This is a genomic window from Arthrobacter sp. 2MCAF15, assembly GCF_052115605.1.
Taxonomy (GTDB): domain Bacteria; phylum Actinomycetota; class Actinomycetes; order Actinomycetales; family Micrococcaceae; genus Arthrobacter.
The window spans coordinates 1-17,012 of the sequence record NZ_JBFRGZ010000001.1 but is presented as its reverse complement, the minus strand read 5'-3'; the positions used below and the strand labels follow the sequence as shown (position 1 = coordinate 17,012).

The window sequence follows — 17,012 nt, the reverse complement described above, 5'->3', positions numbered from 1 at the left end:
CTGTAAAGTTCGTTACCGAGCTGCAACATTGGACAAGTTCCGCAAGGCCAGCTTTCCACAAAAGCGTTGACGGCGGCGTAACAAAAGGATAAAAGAGCCGGACACAGGAAAAGGCCCCGATCCGAAAATCGGGGCCTCCAGTTAATCCTTAATTACTTGGCTGAATTACCGCTCCGCCGGGCGGTGAGCTGTTAGACGTTGAAGCGGAATTCGACCACGTCGCCGTCGGCCATGATGTATTCCTTGCCTTCGATCCTGACCTTGCCGCGGGCTTTCGCCTCAGCCATGGAGCCGGCCTCGATGAGGTCGTCGAACGAGACGACTTCGGCCTTGATGAAACCGCGCTGGAAATCGGAGTGGATCACGCCGGCCGCCTGCGGGGCGGTGTCGCCCTGGCGGATGGTCCATGCACGGGTTTCCTTGGGGCCGGCCGTGAGGTAGGTCTGCAGTCCCAGGGTGTGGAAGCCGACGCGGGCCAGCTGGTCCAGCCCGGATTCATCCTGGCCGTTCATTTCCAGCATTTCGCGGGCTTCCGCCTCGTCGAGCTCGACCAGGTCGGACTCGAGCTTGGCGTCCAGGAAGATGGCGTCTGCCGGGGCCACGAGGGCACGCAGTTCAGCCTGCTTCTCCGGGTTGCCGAGGATTCCCTCGTCGGCGTTGAAGACGTAGATGAAGGGCTTGGCCGTCAGCAGGCCGAGTTCCTTGAGGTGCTCCATCTCCAGCTTGTCGCTCTTGATGGAGGAGAAAATGGTGTCGCCGCGTTCCAGCACGGCCTGCGCCGCCAGGATGGCTGCCAGCTCGGCCGCCTCCCGCTTCTTGATCTTTACTTCTTTTTCGATCCTGGGGATGGCTTTTTCGATCGTCTGCAGATCCGCCAGGATCAGCTCGGTGTTGATCGTCTCCATGTCGGAGCTGGGATCGACCTTGCCGTCGACGTGGATGACGTCCGGGTCATCGAACACGCGGACAACCTGCGCAATGGCCTCGGCCTCGCGGATGTTGGCGAGGAACTGGTTGCCCAGGCCTTCGCCCTCGGAGGCGCCCTTGACGATGCCTGCGATGTCCACGAAGGACACGGCGGCGGGCAGCAGGCGCGCGGAGCCGAAGATGCCGGCGAGCTTTTCGAGCCGGGCGTCCGGCAGGTTCACGACGCCGATGTTGGGCTCGATCGTGGCGAACGGGTAGTTCGCCGCGAGGACCTGGTTACGGGTCAATGCGTTGAAAAGGGTTGATTTGCCGACGTTGGGCAGTCCGACGATGCCAATAGTAAGTGCCACGAGCATATATTCTACCCGCACCCGCGGGAGATCTTTGCGGCGGCCCGCAAGGAGGGCAGCGGCCGGGGCGTCGGCCCTTGCGTGTTCGGGGCGCTCCCGGGCGTCGAAGCCAAAACTGTCACAGGGGCATGCCAGAGTGAAGCCATGGATGCTTTTGCACTGATTCTCGCCCTGCTCATGTTGCTCACGGGCGCCGTTGCCGGCGCCGGGGCCGTCTATGTCCTGCTCCGCCGGCAAAATGTGGCCGTGGAACACGACTTCGACGCCGTCTCGGCCCGGCTGTCCGAGGTCAGCGCCCAATTCGCCGCTGCCGACGCCGAGAGGCGCCTTCTCGCGGCCCAGAACAGGGAGCTGGGCGAGTCACGGAACCAGGACGGCAGTGTGCTCCGGGCGCTGGCTCCGGTGGCGGAGAAGCTTACGGCGGTGCAGCAACAGGTGTCGCTGCTCGAACGCGACCGGTTGGAACAGTACGGACAGCTCGCCCAGCAGCTGCAGGAGGCCCGGCTGTCCGACGAGCAGCTGCTGCGGTCCACCCATGCGCTGGAATCCGCCCTGCGCTCCAACAGCGCCCGCGGGCAGTGGGGCGAGGTCCAGCTGCGCCGGGTGGTCGAGGCGGCAGGCATGCTGCGGCATGTGGATTTCCACGAACAGGTCCACAGCGGGCAGGCCCACGGCGCCGGCCCCGACGGCAGCCTCCGGCCCGACCTCGTGGTCCAGCTGCCCGGCGACAAGCAGCTCGTTGTTGACGCGAAGGTTCCCCTGGCTTCGTATCTGGCTGCCCAGGACCTTGGCGCAGCGCAGGCAGGCCAGCCGTCATCCCAACTGCCCGGCAGCCAGCAGGTGCACCTGGCCGCCCATGCCAAGGCCCTCAAGGCCCACGTGGACGCGCTGGGCAGCAAGAAGTACTGGGACATCCCGGGCAATTCGCCGGAGCTGGTGGTTTGCTTCCTGCCGGCGGAGTCCATCCTGGCCGCCGCCCTCTCGGCGGACCCGGCCCTGCTGGATTACGCGCTGTCCAAGAGCGTGGTCCTGGCCTCCCCCGGCACCTTGCTGGCGGTGCTCAAGTCGGTGGCGTTCACGTGGCGCCAGGACGTGCTGACGGACAGCGCCCGGGAACTCTTCGAGCTCGCGCGGCAGCTCTACGACCGGATGGGTACCCTCGGCGAGAACGTCACCAAGCTGGGGTCCTCTTTGAAGACCTCGGTGGAGCGGTACAACTCGATGGTCGGGACCCTGGAGGCCAGGGTCCTGCCCACAGCGAGGAAGCTCAACGCCCTGGAAGCCGCCGGCCTGGCCACTCCCCCAGCCGTCGAAGTGACGCCGCGGGCGGTCGCAGCCCCGGAGCTGCAATCCCGTGACGAAACCGAAGAGTCCGCGGCCTAGGACTGATCAGGTCCGACGGTTCTGTGCACGGGGCTGTTCAGTGCATGGGGCTGTTCAGTGCACGGGCTGAACCGCCCGAGGATCGTTCAGCCCCTACGACTGTTGACTAGGACTGTTCGGGGCGGGTGCCGCGGCCGCCGAGCGCACGGGTGACGTCGCCTGCCTGCTTCAGCGTGGCCCGGAGCTCCTTGGGCAGGGAGAACAGGAGGTCTTCCTCGGCGGTGACGACTTCCTCGACCGATCCGTAGCCATAGTCGGCCAGCAGCCGGAGCACGTCCTTGACAAGCACTTCGGGGACGGAGGCCCCGGAGGTCACGCCCACGGTGGCCACGCCTTCGAACCAGGCCTCATCAACCTCGTTGGCGAAGTCCACCCGGTAGGAGGCCTTCGCGCCGTATTCCAGGGCGACCTCCACGAGGCGGACGGAATTCGATGAGTTGGCAGAACCCACCACGATCACAAGGTCCGCCTGGGGCGAGATCTTCTTGATGGCCACCTGGCGGTTGGTGGTGGCGTAGCAGATGTCGTCGCTGGGCGGATCCTGCAGGGTGGGGAACCGCTCCTTGAGGAGCCGGACAGTCTCCATGGTTTCGTCCACACTGAGGGTTGTCTGCGAGAGCCAGATGACCTTCTCCGGGTCGCGGACCGTGACCTTGTCCACTTCGTGCGGGCCGTTGATGATCTGGATGTGTTCGGGGGCCTCGCCGGCGGTGCCTTCGACTTCCTCATGGCCGTCGTGGCCGATCAGCAGGATGTCGAAGTCATCCTTGGCGAACCGGACGGCTTCGCGGTGCACCTTGGTGACCAGCGGGCAGGTCGCGTCAATGGTGCGCAGCCCGCGGTCCTCGGCGGACTGGACGACGGCGGGCGAGACGCCGTGCGCGGAAAAGATCACGAGGGCGCCCTCGGGGACCTCGTCGGTTTCGTCGACGAAGATGGCCCCCTTCTCTTCAAGGGAGCTGACCACGTGGACGTTGTGCACGATCTGCTTGCGGACGTAGACCGGCGGGCCGTAGTGCTCCAGGGCTTTTTCCACGGCGATGACTGCACGGTCAACGCCGGCACAGTAGCCGCGCGGGGCCGCGAGCAGGACCTTTTTCGGTCCGGCGACGGGGGCCGCCGCCAGGACGTCTTCCGGTGAACGCCGTCGGCGCGGTACGGATGGCATCGGAACGGAAACAGCGGTGGTGGTCATGCTCCCATGCTACCGGTGTTCAATGTTGGCCCTTTTGCGGCCCCCGAGAACGCGGACAGCAAGTCCGGCGACCAGCAGGGCACCGCCCGCCACGGCGGTCGCGGCGATCCACTGGCCGAAGCTGGCCGAGCATGCCGCGACAAATTCGTTCTTGAAGAGCTCCGCCACATCGTTGCCGCTCGAGGTCCGGGCGACGGCGGCTCCGGCGGCATCGCCGGCCAGCTTCCACGCACCGGCAAGCACCAGCGCACCAAGGCCCATGCCGGCCAGGACGGTCCACCGGCGTCGGGCCGCGACAAAGGCCAGGGCGAAAGCGATGGCCGCGCCGACGGCAACGGCGTACCCCATCGGGGCGTAGACGGTGACGCGTTCAATCCATTGGCGCTGGTCGGACTGCCCGATATGGATCAGCACCTGTCCGGGGGCCTCCAGCGGAAGGGTGGTCGCGTCGGCGACCTGCTTGGCCACAAGCCCGGCAAGCGGCGCGACATCGAGGGTGAGCGAAGAGGTGCCGTCGACCTCCGGCGGCAGCGTGCTGGGGTCTGCGAACGTGAGGCGGTGGCTCTTGCGCAGGGTTTCAGCCCAGGCCTCGGAGTAGCCGGGCAGTCCCGTCAGTGACTGGGCCGCGTTGTCCAGGATCGGGCGTGCCAGCTCGGTGAAGGCTTCGGGGATGCCGGCGCTGGAGGCCACGCCGGCGACGGCGGCCCTGGCCAGCCGCTGCTGGAAGGCCGGGTCCTTGCCCAGCGGCGCGGTCAGCGCCACGAAGCCCTCTTCCTGGACGATGTTCCGGTCCACCCACATGGCTGGAACCGCAACGGCGGTCATCACGAGCCCGATGAGGACAGCGGCGGCGGAGACAAAAGTGCGCAAAGGATTCCTAGGAGGTTGATGGCGTCCCTCCCATCCTAGGACGGGTCCGGGCGCGGCCATAAAGTCGGGCCCCGGTGGTAGAGCTATGGATAGAGTTGAAAGCGACAACTTCCGGCTGCCGGCCGGCACCCGCCCGCCGAAACGCGGGCCGCCGGCAGTCCCCCCAAATTAGGGCATGCAGCAAAGGACACGCACACATATGCACAGGGCCCCCTACAAGGCACTCCAGCAGGCACTACCGGCCATGGAACCCACGCATGCCTGAGGACGCGGCGGCCACGACACTGCCGGCCACCGCAGCTGAAACCAGCCCGGACAACCCCTGGCCGCTGCAGTTGCTGTCCCAGAAGCTCAAGATGCACATCGACCGCGCGCCCTCGGCATGGATTGAGGGGCAGGTGATCGAGCTCAACCGGCGCGGCAGCAACGCCTACCTGACGCTGCGGGACATCGACGCCGAAATCTCGCTGCCGGCGTCGGTCTGGACCACCGTGCTGGACCGTCAGGCCGCTCCGCTGGAACGCGGTTCCCGGGTTGTGGCACTGATCAAGGCCGAATTTTGGCTCAAGACGGGCCGCCTGAACATGTCCGTGAAGGACATCCGTCCCGTGGGGCTCGGCGACCTCCTCGCGCGGATCGAACGGCTGCGCCAGGCCCTCGCCGCCGAAGGGCTCTTTGCCGATTCGCGCAAGAAGCGGCTTCCGCTGCTCCCGCACCGGATCGGCCTGATCACCGGGCGGGACTCTGACGCCAAGAAGGATGTGCTGCGCAACGCTGCCCTCCGCTGGCCGGCCGTCGAATTCGAGATCCGCGAGGTCGCCGTCCAAGGCAACACCGCCGTAGCCCAGATGGTCGCGGCATTGCGGGAGCTTGATGCCCACCCCGTCGTCGATGTCATCGTCATTGCCCGCGGCGGAGGCGCGCTCGAGGACCTGTTGCCGTTCAGCAGCGAGGAGCTCATCCGGGCCGTCTCGGACGCTTCCACCCCCGTGGTGAGTGCGATCGGGCACGAAGCGGACCGGCCCATCCTCGACGACGTCGCAGACCTCAGGGCCTCGACGCCCACCGATGCCGCGAAGAGGATCGTGCCTGATGTCGCGGAAGAGCTCGTCCGGGTCCGGCAGGCCCGGGATCAGCTCAGGCGCGGGGTTACCCGGCTCGTCGAGCGCGAGGGTGACCGGCTGGCATCCTTGCGCTCCCGCCCGGTGCTGCTCTCGCCCGATGTCATGATCACCCACCGCCACGACGACGTCGAACGGCTCAAGGGCCGCGCGCACGCGGCCATCAGCACCGCCGTCGTCCGGGCCGCGGACCAGCTGGTCCACCTCAAGGCGCAGGTGCGCGCACTCTCGCCGCAGAAGACGCTGGATCGCGGCTACGCCGTGGTCCAGCTCGCCGGCGATGGAACAGCCGCGGCGACGCACCGGGACGTGGTGCGGCACCCTTCGCAGGCGCCCGCAGGCACGGACCTCACGGTACGGGTGGCAGGCGGCCGGTTCACCGCCCAGTCCACGGGCGGCCAGGAGCCGGCCGAGGAATGACCCGCCAACACGCCTAACCACTGCAGGAACAGACATCGCGGAAGCAGAGACCGCACCAACTAAGGAGCACACACATGGCAGCAGAATCAATCCCCAACGCCGACATCGAGGCCCTCAGCTACGAGGACGCCCGCGAGCAGCTCGTCGCCGTGGTCGGCAAGCTGGAGGCCGGCGGCGCCAGCCTGGAGGAATCCCTCGCACTCTGGGAGCGCGGCGAGGCATTGGCCAAGCGCTGCGAACAGTGGCTCGAAGGCGCCCGCAAGCGGCTCGCCGCGGCCCGGGACCACGCCGCCGAAAAGAGCTAGGCACCAGCCCTGCACAGACGGCTGTCACCGGCCCTTTAAGAGCGCAGTTCAGGACCGCTGGACCAGTTCGCGCTCCATGTCCAGGTCCATGTCCGGAACCGGCCATTGGAGATTCATGCCTTCGAGTGCTTCCAGGAGGAGTTGCTGCACGGCGATGCGGGCGTACCACTTCTTGTTGGCCGGGACGACGTGCCAGGGCGCGTGCTCGGAGCTGGTCTGCTCGAACGCGGCCTGGTAGGCGTCCATGTAGTCGCCCCAGAAGGCCCGTTCCTTAAGGTCGTTGCTGCTGTACTTCCACCTCTTGGCTGGATCCTCCAGCCGGGCGAGCAGCCGTTCCTGCTGCTCGCCGCGGCTGATGTGCAGCATGACCTTGACGATCTTCGTTCCGGCGGCCGTCTGCCGGGCCTCGAATTCGTTGATGGCCCGGTAGCGGCGCTCCAGTTCCTCGGCGTCCGCCCAGCGGTGCACCCGGTGGATCAGGACATCCTCATAGTGGGAGCGGTCAAAGACGCCCACCATGCCGGCAGCGGGCACTTCCTTTTCGATCCGCCAGAGGAAGTCGTAGGACTGTTCCTCGGGGGTGGGCGCCTTGAACGACTTCAGCTGCACGCCCTGGGGATCCATCTGGCCCATCACATGGTTGACGATTCCGCCCTTGCCCGCGGTGTCCATCGCCTGCAGGACCAGCAGCACACGCTTCTTCCCGCCGGTCCGGGACTCTGCGAAGAGCTGCTCCTGCAGTTGCGTCAGCTTGCCGTCGAGTTCACTGAGCAGCTTTTCTCCGGCAGCCTTGTCACCGTCGTAGCCCGGGGTGGAGCCGGGGTCGACGTCCTGGAGGCTGAATTTCTTCCCTGTCTTCAGGGTCTCGGAAGGGTGTTCGTCGAAGTCCACGACATCTGCCATCAAAGCCTCTTTCCGGTTTGGGCAGTCCGCCTGCCGGGCGTTCGACCAGCAGCGCTGCTGAGACGAAGCCTAGTTCCCCTTGTATCGGCTCAGGAAGTCCGCCATCCGGTTGATTGCTTCCTCGAGGTCCTTGACGTTTGGCAGTGTCACCATCCGGAAGTGGTCCGGCCGGACCCAGTTGAACGCCCGGCCGTGGGAGAGCAGGATCTTCTGTTCGCGGAGCAGGTCCAGCACGAATTTCTCGTCGTCGCGGATGTGAAAGACCTCGGGGTCCAGCTTCGGGAACAGGTACATGGCCCCGCGGGCCTGCTGCGTGCTGACGCCCGGGATGGCGTTGAGCATGTCGTAGGCCTTGTTCCGCTGCTCCAGGAGGCGTCCGCCGGGCAGGATCAGGTCGTTGATGCTTTGATAGCCGCCGAGGGCAGTCTGGATGGCGTGCTGGGCCGGCACGTTGGCGCACAGGCGCATGTTGGCCAGCAGGTTGATGCCCTCAAGATAGTCCGCGGCGTCTTTTTTCGGCCCGGAGATGGCCATCCAGCCGGCCCGGAATCCGCACACCCGGTAGGCCTTGGAGAGTCCGCTGAAGGTCAGGCACAGGACGTCGTCGCCGGTGAGGGCGGCGAGGTTCACGTGCACCGCGTCTTCGTACAGGATTTTCTCGTAGATTTCGTCGGCGAAGAGCACCAGGCCGTGCTTCTCCGCGAGGGCGACGATCTTTTTCAGTGTGGATTCCGGGTACACAGCGCCGGTGGGGTTGTTGGGGTTGATGATCACGATGCCCTTGGTGCGCGGGGTGATCTTCGCTTCCATGTCCTCGAGGTCGGGCTGCCAGCCGGTTTCCTCGTCGCAGAGGTAGTGCACGGGCTTGCCGCCGGCGAGGGCAACCGAGGCCGTCCAGAGCGGGTAGTCCGGTGTGGGGATCAGGACCTCGTCGCCGCCGTCGAGCAGGGCCATGAGCGACATGGTGATCAGTTCGCTGACACCGTTGCCGAGATAGATGTCATCCACGTGGATGTTCTGGATCCCGCGGGTCTGGTAGTACTGCGAGACGGCGGTGCGGGCCGAGAAAATGCCGCGCGAGTCGCTGTAGCCCTGGGCATGCGGCAGGTGGCGGATCATGTCCACCAAAATGGCGTCCGGCGCTTCAAACCCGAAAGGGGCCGGGTTACCGATGTTCAGTTTGAGGATCCGGTGACCCTCCGCCTCCATCTGCTGGGCGGCCTGAAGAATCGGTCCACGGATGTCGTAAAGGACATTATGAAGCTTGGTGGACTGCTTGAATTCTGCCATTCATCAAATATGCCATATGGCGGATGTACTTCCGTTGAGACATGACTCACACGCTGACCCGGCAGTAACAACAACGACGCCGGCGTCCGGGCTGTGGGCCCGGACGCCGGCGTCGGTGGCAGCCAAACGGTTGCAGTCAGTCGTCGGCAGTCAAGGGTCTCGCTACTGCTTGACGATGCCCTTTTCCTTCAGCCACGCGTCCGCGGCATCCTTCGGGTTCTGCTTCTGGCTGCCGCTCACGGCACGGTTGAGATTGATGAGGTCTTCGGTGGTGAGGACCTTGGACACGGAGTTGAGGGCTTCCTTCGCCTTGTCCGTCATCTTGGCCGTGTTGTACAGCGGCAGCACCTGCTGGGCGATGAAGTTGTTCTTCGGATCCTCCAGCACCACGAGGTCGTTGTCCGGGATGGAGGGGGTGGTGGTGTAGATGTCCGCGACCTGGACCTGGTCAGAGAGCAGCGCCTTCAGCGTGACGGCGCCGCCGCCGTCGCTGAACGGTTCGAGCTTCTTCGGCACGCAGTTGTAGTTCTTCGCCAGCCCGGGCAGCCCGTAGGCGCGCTCGGCGAAGGTCGCCGGGGCGCCAATCACGAGATCGCCGCATACCTTGGCCATGTCCTCGATGGACTTCAGCTGGTGCTTCTCGGCGGTGGCCTTCGTGACCACCATGGCGTCCTTGTCCTCGGCCTTGGAGGCGTCCAGCACGGCCAGGCCCTGCGGGAGCTTGGTCGGAAGGGCCTTCGCGATGTCCTCTGCGGAGACCTCGGTGGCGTCCTTGTTTACGTACAGCAGGAGGTTGCCGCTGTAGTCGGGAACGACGTCCACGGAGCCGTCCTGGACTGCTTTGATGTAGACCTCGCGCGAGCCGATGTTCGGCTTGGTGCTGGCGGTCACACCCGCGGCGTTCAGGGCGCCGGCGTAAACCTCTGCCAGGATCTGGCTCTCCGGGAAATCGGCGGAGCCGATCACCAGGGCGCCGCCGGAACCGGAGGCGGCACCGCTGCTGGCCGGGGCCGAGCTGAGCGGGTTGGATGAGCCTCCGCAGGCGGACAGGGCCATGGCCAGTCCGACGCCGGCGGCCACGGCGCCGAATGCGCGCCTGCCGAGGGCTGGTGGGCGGGATTCCTTCATGACGTACCTCCTTGAACAACAGTCCCCGCGAGTACGGGATCTGTGAGATCAACCGCAGCCTGCTGGCTGCGGTTTGGCTGTGACGAGGCGCCCCGTGACAGGAACAGCCTCTGAATCAGGGCAAGGACAAGGTCGACGGCGATGGCGAGGGCCGCGATCAGCAGTGAGCCGCCCAGCATCTGCGGGAAGTCCGAAAGCGCGAGCCCGTCGAACAGGTAGCGGCCCAGGCCGCCCAGGTTGATGTAGGCGACCACGGAGACCGTGGCAATCACCTGGAGCACCCCGGTCCGGAAGCCGCCGTACATCACAGGCAGCGCGTTGGGGAATTCCGCCCGGAACAGGACCTGCCATTCGGTCATGCCCATGGCGCGGGCGGCGTCCACCACATTGCGGTCCACGCTCGAGATCCCGGCGTACGTGCCGGCCAGCAGGGGCGGGACCGTGAGGATCACCAGGGCCCAGATCGGCGGCATCAGGCCGATGCCGGCGAGCAGCACGAACAGCGTGAGCAGGCCGAGCGTGGGCAGGGCCCGCAGTGCGCCGGCGAGTGCCACGATGGCAACCCGCCCGCGGCCGGTGTGCCCGACGTACAGGCCGATGGGGACGGCGATGGCCGTGGCGATCACCATCACAAGGCCCGTGTAGAACAGGTGTTCGGCCAGCCGGGCGGGTATTCCGGCGCTGCCGGACCAGTTCGCCGGATCGGTGAGCCAGGCAAAAGTGTCCGTGACGACATTGCTCATGCGTTTGCCCCTCCGGTCTTGGGACGCGAAAGCCGCATCGCCGCAGCGGGGGCACCCGTCTTGTCATGGCCGGCGTCCGAATCGGCGCCGGCACCCTTAGCCCCCGCGGCGCGGGTCCAGGGAGTCAGCAGCCGTTCGAGCAGGACCAGGATGGAGTCCATCAGCAGCGCGAGGATCAGGATGGCGATGATGCCCACCACCACTTCGGTGACGAAATCGCGTTGCAGCCCAGAGGTGAAGAGCATTCCGAGGTTACCGATGCCGAGCAACGCCGCGACGCTGACCAGCGAGATGTTGCTGACCGAGACCACTCGCAGCCCGGCGAACATGACCGGCAGGGACAGCGGCAGGTCGATCTGCATGAAGCGGGCGAAGGGTTTGAAACCCATGGCGACTGCGGCCTGCCGCAGGTCCTCGTCCACCGAGTCAAAGGCATCCAGCGCGGCGCGCACCAGCAGGGCGACCGCGTAGATGGTCAGGGCCACGACCACGTTGACGGGATCCAGGATCCGGGTTCCGATGACGGTGGGCAGGATGATGAAAAGCGCAAGGGACGGGATCGTGTAGAGCAGCGAGGAGCCTGTGAGCACCGTGGACCGAAGCCCTCTGTTCTGCCGGGCGAGCTGGGCCAGCGGGATGGCGATGAGGATCCCGAACACCATCGGCAGGATGGCCAGGATCAGATGCTGGCCGGCGAGGCTGAAGACCTGCGCGCTGTTGGCCAGGAACCACTGCATCAGAGCCCCCTGTGCCGGATGCTGCGGTCAGACTCGATCACGGCGAGGACTTCGGCGGCCGCGATAACGCCGGCCACCCGGCCGTCGTCGTCCACGACGACGCCGAGACCGGACGGGGAGGACAGCGCCGCGTCCAGGGCCCGGCGGAGCGTGTCCCCCTTGCGGAACAGGGAGCCGCCGGGAACCATCGCCGGACCGGCACCGGTGGCAGTGCCGGGCCCGGCCCAGCCGAGGGGGCGCAGCGTGTCATCGACCACCAGCTGCCATTCATCGGAGCTCCCCTCCTGCTGGAGCAGTTCGGATGTGACCGTCCGGACGGGGTGGATGGTGACGCCGTCGGAGGGGCTGAAGGCCAGGTGCCGGAATCCGCGGTCGCGGCCCACGAAGGCGGCCACGAACTCGTTTGCCGGAGCCCGCAGGATCTCCGCGGGGGCGGCGTATTGCGCCAGTTTGCCGCCGACGGCGAAGACGGCAACTTTGTCGCCCAGGACGGTGGCCTCGTCGATGTCGTGGGTGACGAAGACGATCGTCTTTGCCAGGTCATGCTGGAGCCGGAGCAGCTCTTTCTGGAGTTCGTCGCGGACCACAGGGTCCACGGCACTGAAGGGCTCATCCATGAGCAGCACGGGAGGATCGGCCGCGAGCGCCCGGGCCACGCCGACGCGCTGCTGCTGGCCGCCCGAGAGCTGTGACGGGTACCGCTTGCCGAGCGAGGAGGCCAGCCCGACGACGTCGAGCAGTTCCTGGGCGCGCTTGCGGGCTTCGGTTTTGGATACCCCGTTCAGCCGGGGAACGGTGGCGATGTTGTCCAGCACCGAGCGGTGCGGCATCAGCCCGGAGGACTGCATGACATAGCCCATGGACCGCCGCAGCTGCGCGGCGGGCACCGAGGTGACGTCGGCGCCGTCGACGGTGATTACGCCGGAGGTGGGCTCCACCATGCGGTTGATCATCCGCAGGGAGGTGGTTTTTCCGCAGCCGGAGGGTCCCACGAACACGGTGATGGCGCCCTTGTCGATGGACATAGTCAGCCCGTCGACGGCGGGCTGGCCACCCTGGTACTGCTTCGTGACGTTCTGGAACTCGATCATGGCTTCGGCCATTTCCGGGCTTACCTAACTGTTGGTGGCAACATCGACAGGGACCAGCCAACTTCATCAGTGTGCTGGCCATAAAGCAGTTAGCACTTAGACTAACCAGCACTCATGACAATGTCATGGAAATGCAGTCAGCGGCGCCACGGCTCCCGTAAGGCTTCGGAAGCACAACGAATCCGGATGGGTGCCACGCCGAAAATGCTTCCGGCGCGGCACCCGGAGCGTTGGGGCAGCGCCGGTTGCCTCAGCGGGGCCGCTGCCGGCCGTTCTTGGCCCCGCTCTTGCCTTTGCCGTGGCCGCCCTTGCCGCTGTTCTTGCCGTGGCCCGGGCCGTTTTCGTGGCTTTCCCGTTCGGCTGCCCGCTGGCTCTTGCCCGCCACCGCGATTTTTTGGTGCCATTCGCGCTGGTAGGCCCGCCGGGCCGCCGCGTCATGGCGGCGGGCCAGGGCGGCGAGTTCGCGCTGCAGCTTCAGGTAGCTGGCCCACCGGCGGTCATCCAGGACGCCGTCGGCGAGTGCGGCCTGGACGGCACAGCCGGGTTCCCTGCCGTGGGCGCAGTCGGAGAACCGGCAGTGGCCGAAGAGTTCTTCGAGGTCGCCGAACATTTCTTCCATGCCTTCCTCGGCGTCGAAGATCCCGAAGCCGCGCACCCCCGGAGTGTCCATCAGGACGGCACCGCCGGGCAGGGGAACCAGTTCGCGGGACGTGGTGGTGTGCCTGCCCTTTCCGTCGCCGGCGCGGACTGCCCCGGTCTCCTGGGCCCGGACCCCGGCGAGCGCATTGATGAGCGTGGACTTGCCGGCGCCCGATGGTCCCAGCAGCACCAGGGTGCCGCCGAGCGGCAGGTGGCCCAGCACTTCGTCCAGGCCGTCGCCGTACTCGGCGGAGGTGGTGACGACGTCGACGCCGGCCGCCTGGCGCACGACCGTCCCCACGACGTCGTCCGCGAGATCCGCGAGATCCGCCTTCGTGATGATCACGAGCGGTTTGGCGCCGGAGTCCCACGCGGCAACCAGCGTCCGTTCCAGGCGGTTGTGCGTGAGCGGCCGATCCACGGGGACGACGATGCCGACGACGTCCATGTTGGCGCCAAGGACCTGCGCCTCGGAGGAGGACTCGAAGGCACGCTTGCGGCTCAGCTCCGAGTGGCGCGGCAGGATGCCCACGATGGCGGGCTCCCCCACCGCGTTCGAACCCAGCCAGACCCAGTCCCCGGTGGCGGGAAGGTCCCCTCCGCGGGGGTAGGGCAGGTGGGCGGTCCGGTCGCCGTCGGCCACCAGGACAAGGTTGCGGTCTACCCGGATGACGCGGCCCGGGCGGTGGCCCCCCGGCACGGGATGGGCCGCGAACCGCTCCGCGATGCCGGCCGTGTAGCCGTAGCGGACAGGGCCGGCGGGGCTGTCCTCATAGGCGGATCCTTCAGGGGAAAGCCCTTCAGGGGAAGATGCGGAATGGGTGGACTGGGCGCTGCCGGCGCCCTGGGATGCAGCATGAATGATCAACGAAAACCCTTTGATGGGGCCCCGTGGTGCGGCGCAGATACGCTGCGGGCGGCGTGTGCCGCGGGTGCGTGGAAACTAGCGCTGAATGGCTAGGCCGCGCCGTGGGACGGGGCAGGAGTAATGATGTGGCTTGATTCGGTGCGCTGAGCACTCAGAAATATCGCATTCATTGCTTCCACCTCCCCATCGTTTGCCGGCCTGCTGTGGCCTGCTGTGGCGTCCGCTTCCAGGCGGTTTCTACAGAATAGCCAAGGCGCCCGCGCCTGGCCAGCAATTTAGCCGGAAAGTTTTCCGTTCAGCGGCCTCTCGCGGTACAGACGCAGTCCGGCATCCACCAGCGACACCCGGTTCAGCTCGGCCACCGCATCCAGCGGAATCCAGGCCGCGTGGGTGGTGCTGCCATTTACTTCGTGGCGCAGCTCCCCGCCCGTGATCGTCGCCTCGTAGACGAGCCGGAGCGACTGGAAGCCCCGCTCGCCGCCGTCGAGCCGGACCTCCGACGGCCAGTGGCCGACGTCGATCCCCAGCATCACGCCGACCTCGGCGTTGTAGCCGGTTTCCTCGTGGATCTCGCGGCGGCAGCCGTCCACCGGGTGTTCGGCCAGGTCCAGCCCGCCGCCGGGCAGCGTCCAGCCCTCGCGGCCGTCCTGCTTCCAGTACGCCAGGAGGATCTCGGCATCACGGATAATTACGGCGTAGGCGGCGGGCCTGGTGTCGAATTGCATGCTCATCCCTCCAGCGTAGTAGCCGGAGGGATTCGCTCCTGCTACTGCTGTTCGGCCACCAACTGGAGCACTCCAAAGACGGGTTCCTGCTCCAGGACCCGGACATCGGTGATCCCCGCGGCGGCAAGTGCCGCGCGGAAGGACTCCTGCAGCCGCGGCACGTTCATGCCGAGCCCGCCGCCCAGGATGACGGGACCCTCGAGGCCGAGCTGCCGGACGGTCTGCGCGGCGAGCTCGGCGAGGTCGCTCCCGGCCTGGTCCATGAGGGCCTGGCTTGGCGCATGGCCGGCGCCGGCAGCTTCCACCACGAGCCGGGCCTGCTGGGCCCAGAAGCGGCGTCCGGTCGCGGGCGAGTGGAAGAGTGCGATCAGCATGTTGGGGTGGTCCACACCGCAGGATGCCAGCAGGGCGCTGCTGAGTTCGTCCGGTTCCAGCCCCTGGTTCATCCGCCGCAGGCTGTGGCGGACGGCCTCCCGGCCCAGCCAGTAGCCGCTGCCCTCGTCGCCGAGCAGGTATCCCCAGCCGCCGGCCCGGGCTTCCCCGCCGCGGCTGTTCCGGCCCCACGCCGCCGAGCCAGTGCCGGCGATTACTGCGACGCCGGTGCTGGCGCCGCCAGCGGCAAGCAGCAGACGGGTGTCGTGGACCACCGTGATCCGCGCGCCGGGCACGTGGGGGGCAATCAGTGCCGCGAGGGCCGCGGCGTCGTCGTCAGTGTCGATCCCGCCGGCTCCGACGTAGACCTGGGCGACGTCTCCCCCGCCGATCCTGGCGAAGAGTTCCGCCAGGTTGCGGGCCGCTTCCTCGGGCGTGACGTTCTGGACGTTGGAGCTGCCCACTGATTCGTCGGCCACGGGCGCGCCGTTCTCGAACCGGACGCCCCGGGTCTTGGTGCCGCCGATGTCCAGTCCGATCACGGCACCCGTCACCGCCGCGTCGGAGGGCATGGTGGAAGATGGAACGGAGTCCGCAGCCGGCGGCATATCAGTGTTAGTCACTCGAACAGGTTACTGAATCGCTGCAAGGAGCCCGCAATGCCCTACGATCTTGTCGGCACACCCGTCATCGCGGCGCCCATGGCCGGAGGAACCTCCACGCCGGCCTTTGTCGAGGCCGTGCACCGCGCCAGCGGCCTGGGCTTCCTGGCGGCCGGGTACAAGAGCGTGGGCGCCATGCAGGCGGATATCCGGGCCACCCGGGCGTCCGGAGCCCGGTTCGGCATGAATGTGTTCGTCCCGGACCCGGCCCAGCTGCCGCCGCCCGCATCGGTGCTGGCGGAACTCGAGGACTACCGGCTGCAGTTGCTGGCCGATGCCCGGCGTTACGGCGTGGAGCTCCCGCAGCTTCGGCTCGATGACGATGACCAGTGGCAGGCCAAGATCGAGGCCCTGCTGGCGGACCCCGTGGAGCTGGTCAGTTTCGCCTTCGGCCTCCCGGGTCCCGACGTCGTCGCCGCCCTGCAGCGGGCGGGCTCGGCGGTGCTTGCCACTGTCACCACCGCGGCCGAGGCCCTGCAGGCGGCAGACCAGGGTGTGGACGCACTCGTGGTGCAGCACGCGAGCGCCGGCGGGCACAGCGGGGCGTTCCTTCCGGCCTCGGGATTGCAAGCTGGCGGATCCCAGGCCAGCGGATCCGAGGCGGCCGGCACGACGGCGGAGCTGGTCGCCCAGGTGCGGTCCGCCGTCGGCCTCCCGCTGGTGGCCGCGGGCGGCATCATGGATGCTGCTGGGCTCGATGCTGTGCTGCGAGCGGGCGCGGTTGCAGCCCAACTGGGCACGGCGTTCCTCCGCACGGATGAAGCCGGCACCCGGCGGCTGCACAAGGATGCCCTGGCCGATCCGCATTTCAGCCGGACCCGGCTGACCCGCGCCTTCACCGGCCGGCAGGCCCGCTCCCTGGAGAACGAATTCGTCCGCGACCACCCCGAGGCACCTGTTGGCTACCCGGCCATCCACCACCTCACGGCCCCCATCCGGGCCGCGGCCGCCGCAGCGGGAGACGCGGAGCGCCTGAACCTGTGGGCGGGCACGGGCTGGCAGCAGGCCCAGGCCGGCCCCGTGGCCGACGTTGTGCGCGGTCTGCTCGCCGGCCGCTGACGCCCGACGCGCCCAGACCGGCGCCTACACACGCCGGCGTCGAAATCGCCGGAAGCGTGCGAAACCGCGGATGTCTCCCTGTGTGTCAGGCTGTTGTGTGACAGGTTCCCTGTTGCTGGAGCCGGTGCAGTGCGGGGGAAGGTCCATCATGGATTTCGTTATGCCTGTTCGTGTTTCGAACCGGAAGCACTTCACTACCGACCAGAAGCACGCGATTCTGGATG

16 protein-coding genes are annotated in these 17,012 nt (G+C 67.2%); 4 read left to right on the top strand and 12 right to left on the bottom strand.

All coding sequences use genetic code 11. The annotated features are described in order from the left end of the window. Positions 1-191 precede the first annotated feature (191 nt). Positions 192-1,277: a redox-regulated ATPase YchF gene (ychF, locus tag AB4089_RS00080; RefSeq protein ID WP_441407322.1), complete on the bottom strand. Its 1,086-nt coding sequence runs from the start codon at positions 1,275-1,277 to the stop codon at positions 192-194. Between the two features lie 144 nt (positions 1,278-1,421). Here ychF and AB4089_RS00075 point away from each other — a divergent pair, with 144 nt between their 5' ends. Beyond that, positions 1,422-2,660 carry a DNA recombination protein RmuC gene (locus tag AB4089_RS00075; protein ID WP_441407321.1) on the top strand — a complete coding sequence of 413 codons (1,239 nt, stop codon included), beginning with the start codon at positions 1,422-1,424 and terminating at the stop codon, positions 2,658-2,660. A gap of 106 nt (positions 2,661-2,766) precedes the next feature. Here the strand turns inward: AB4089_RS00075 and AB4089_RS00070 are convergent, their stop codons facing one another. Next, on the bottom strand, positions 2,767-3,855 hold the full coding sequence (locus AB4089_RS00070; RefSeq protein ID WP_441407320.1) for a 4-hydroxy-3-methylbut-2-enyl diphosphate reductase: 1,089 nt from the start codon (positions 3,853-3,855) through the stop codon (positions 2,767-2,769). 9 nt (positions 3,856-3,864) lie between these two features. Next, complete coding sequence (locus AB4089_RS00065) at positions 3,865-4,725, bottom strand: hypothetical protein (protein WP_441407319.1); 861 nt, start codon at positions 4,723-4,725, stop codon at positions 3,865-3,867. Between the two features lie 257 nt (positions 4,726-4,982). Here AB4089_RS00065 and xseA point away from each other — a divergent pair, with 257 nt between their 5' ends. Together xseA and AB4089_RS00055 are read left to right on the top strand one after the other, a co-directional pair. Then, on the top strand, positions 4,983-6,266 hold the full coding sequence (gene xseA / locus AB4089_RS00060) for an exodeoxyribonuclease VII large subunit (protein ID WP_441407318.1): 1,284 nt from the start codon (positions 4,983-4,985) through the stop codon (positions 6,264-6,266). Between the two features lie 74 nt (positions 6,267-6,340). After that, positions 6,341-6,571: an exodeoxyribonuclease VII small subunit gene (locus tag AB4089_RS00055; protein ID WP_441407317.1), complete on the top strand. Its 231-nt coding sequence runs from the start codon at positions 6,341-6,343 to the stop codon at positions 6,569-6,571. A gap of 48 nt (positions 6,572-6,619) precedes the next feature. Here AB4089_RS00055 and AB4089_RS00050 read toward each other — a convergent pair whose 3' ends face one another. The 9 genes from AB4089_RS00050 to AB4089_RS00010 form a co-directional block, all read right to left on the bottom strand. Then, entirely contained in the window at positions 6,620-7,474 is an 855-nt protein-coding gene (locus AB4089_RS00050) for a polyphosphate kinase 2 family protein (RefSeq protein WP_441407316.1), read from the bottom strand. Positions 7,475-7,543: 69 nt separating this feature from the next. Next, a complete protein-coding gene (locus AB4089_RS00045) occupies positions 7,544-8,764 on the bottom strand; it encodes a pyridoxal phosphate-dependent aminotransferase (RefSeq protein WP_441407315.1) in 1,221 nt (406 codons plus the stop codon). Positions 8,765-8,926: 162 nt separating this feature from the next. Next, positions 8,927-9,892, bottom strand: coding sequence for an ABC transporter substrate-binding protein (locus AB4089_RS00040; RefSeq protein WP_441407314.1), 966 nt, complete (start codon positions 9,890-9,892; stop codon positions 8,927-8,929). Beyond that, positions 9,889-10,635, bottom strand: a complete 747-nt coding sequence (locus AB4089_RS00035) for an ABC transporter permease (protein ID WP_441407313.1) — start codon at positions 10,633-10,635, stop codon at positions 9,889-9,891. Before AB4089_RS00035 ends, AB4089_RS00040 begins: the two co-directional genes overlap by 4 nt. Beyond that, positions 10,632-11,372 (bottom strand): ABC transporter permease, encoded by a 741-nt coding sequence (locus tag AB4089_RS00030; RefSeq protein ID WP_441407312.1) that lies wholly within the window; start codon positions 11,370-11,372, stop codon positions 10,632-10,634. The genes AB4089_RS00035 and AB4089_RS00030 overlap by 4 nt, the downstream gene beginning before the upstream one ends. After that, entirely contained in the window at positions 11,372-12,475 is a 1,104-nt protein-coding gene (locus AB4089_RS00025) for an ABC transporter ATP-binding protein (RefSeq protein WP_441407311.1), read from the bottom strand. The genes AB4089_RS00030 and AB4089_RS00025 overlap by 1 nt, the downstream gene beginning before the upstream one ends. Before the next feature lie 238 nt (positions 12,476-12,713). Further along, positions 12,714-13,970 (bottom strand): ribosome small subunit-dependent GTPase A, encoded by a 1,257-nt coding sequence (gene rsgA, locus AB4089_RS00020; protein WP_441407310.1) that lies wholly within the window; start codon positions 13,968-13,970, stop codon positions 12,714-12,716. Between the two features lie 275 nt (positions 13,971-14,245). Further along, positions 14,246-14,701 (bottom strand): NUDIX hydrolase, encoded by a 456-nt coding sequence (locus AB4089_RS00015; protein ID WP_441407309.1) that lies wholly within the window; start codon positions 14,699-14,701, stop codon positions 14,246-14,248. A gap of 35 nt (positions 14,702-14,736) precedes the next feature. Further along, positions 14,737-15,639, bottom strand: a complete 903-nt coding sequence (locus AB4089_RS00010; protein ID WP_441407657.1) for an N-acetylglucosamine kinase — start codon at positions 15,637-15,639, stop codon at positions 14,737-14,739. Positions 15,640-15,726: 87 nt separating this feature from the next. Between AB4089_RS00010 and AB4089_RS00005 the strand changes: the two genes are divergently transcribed. Continuing rightward, positions 15,727-16,788: a nitronate monooxygenase gene (locus tag AB4089_RS00005; protein WP_441407308.1), complete on the top strand. Its 1,062-nt coding sequence runs from the start codon at positions 15,727-15,729 to the stop codon at positions 16,786-16,788. Positions 16,789-17,012: the final 224 nt, after the last annotated feature.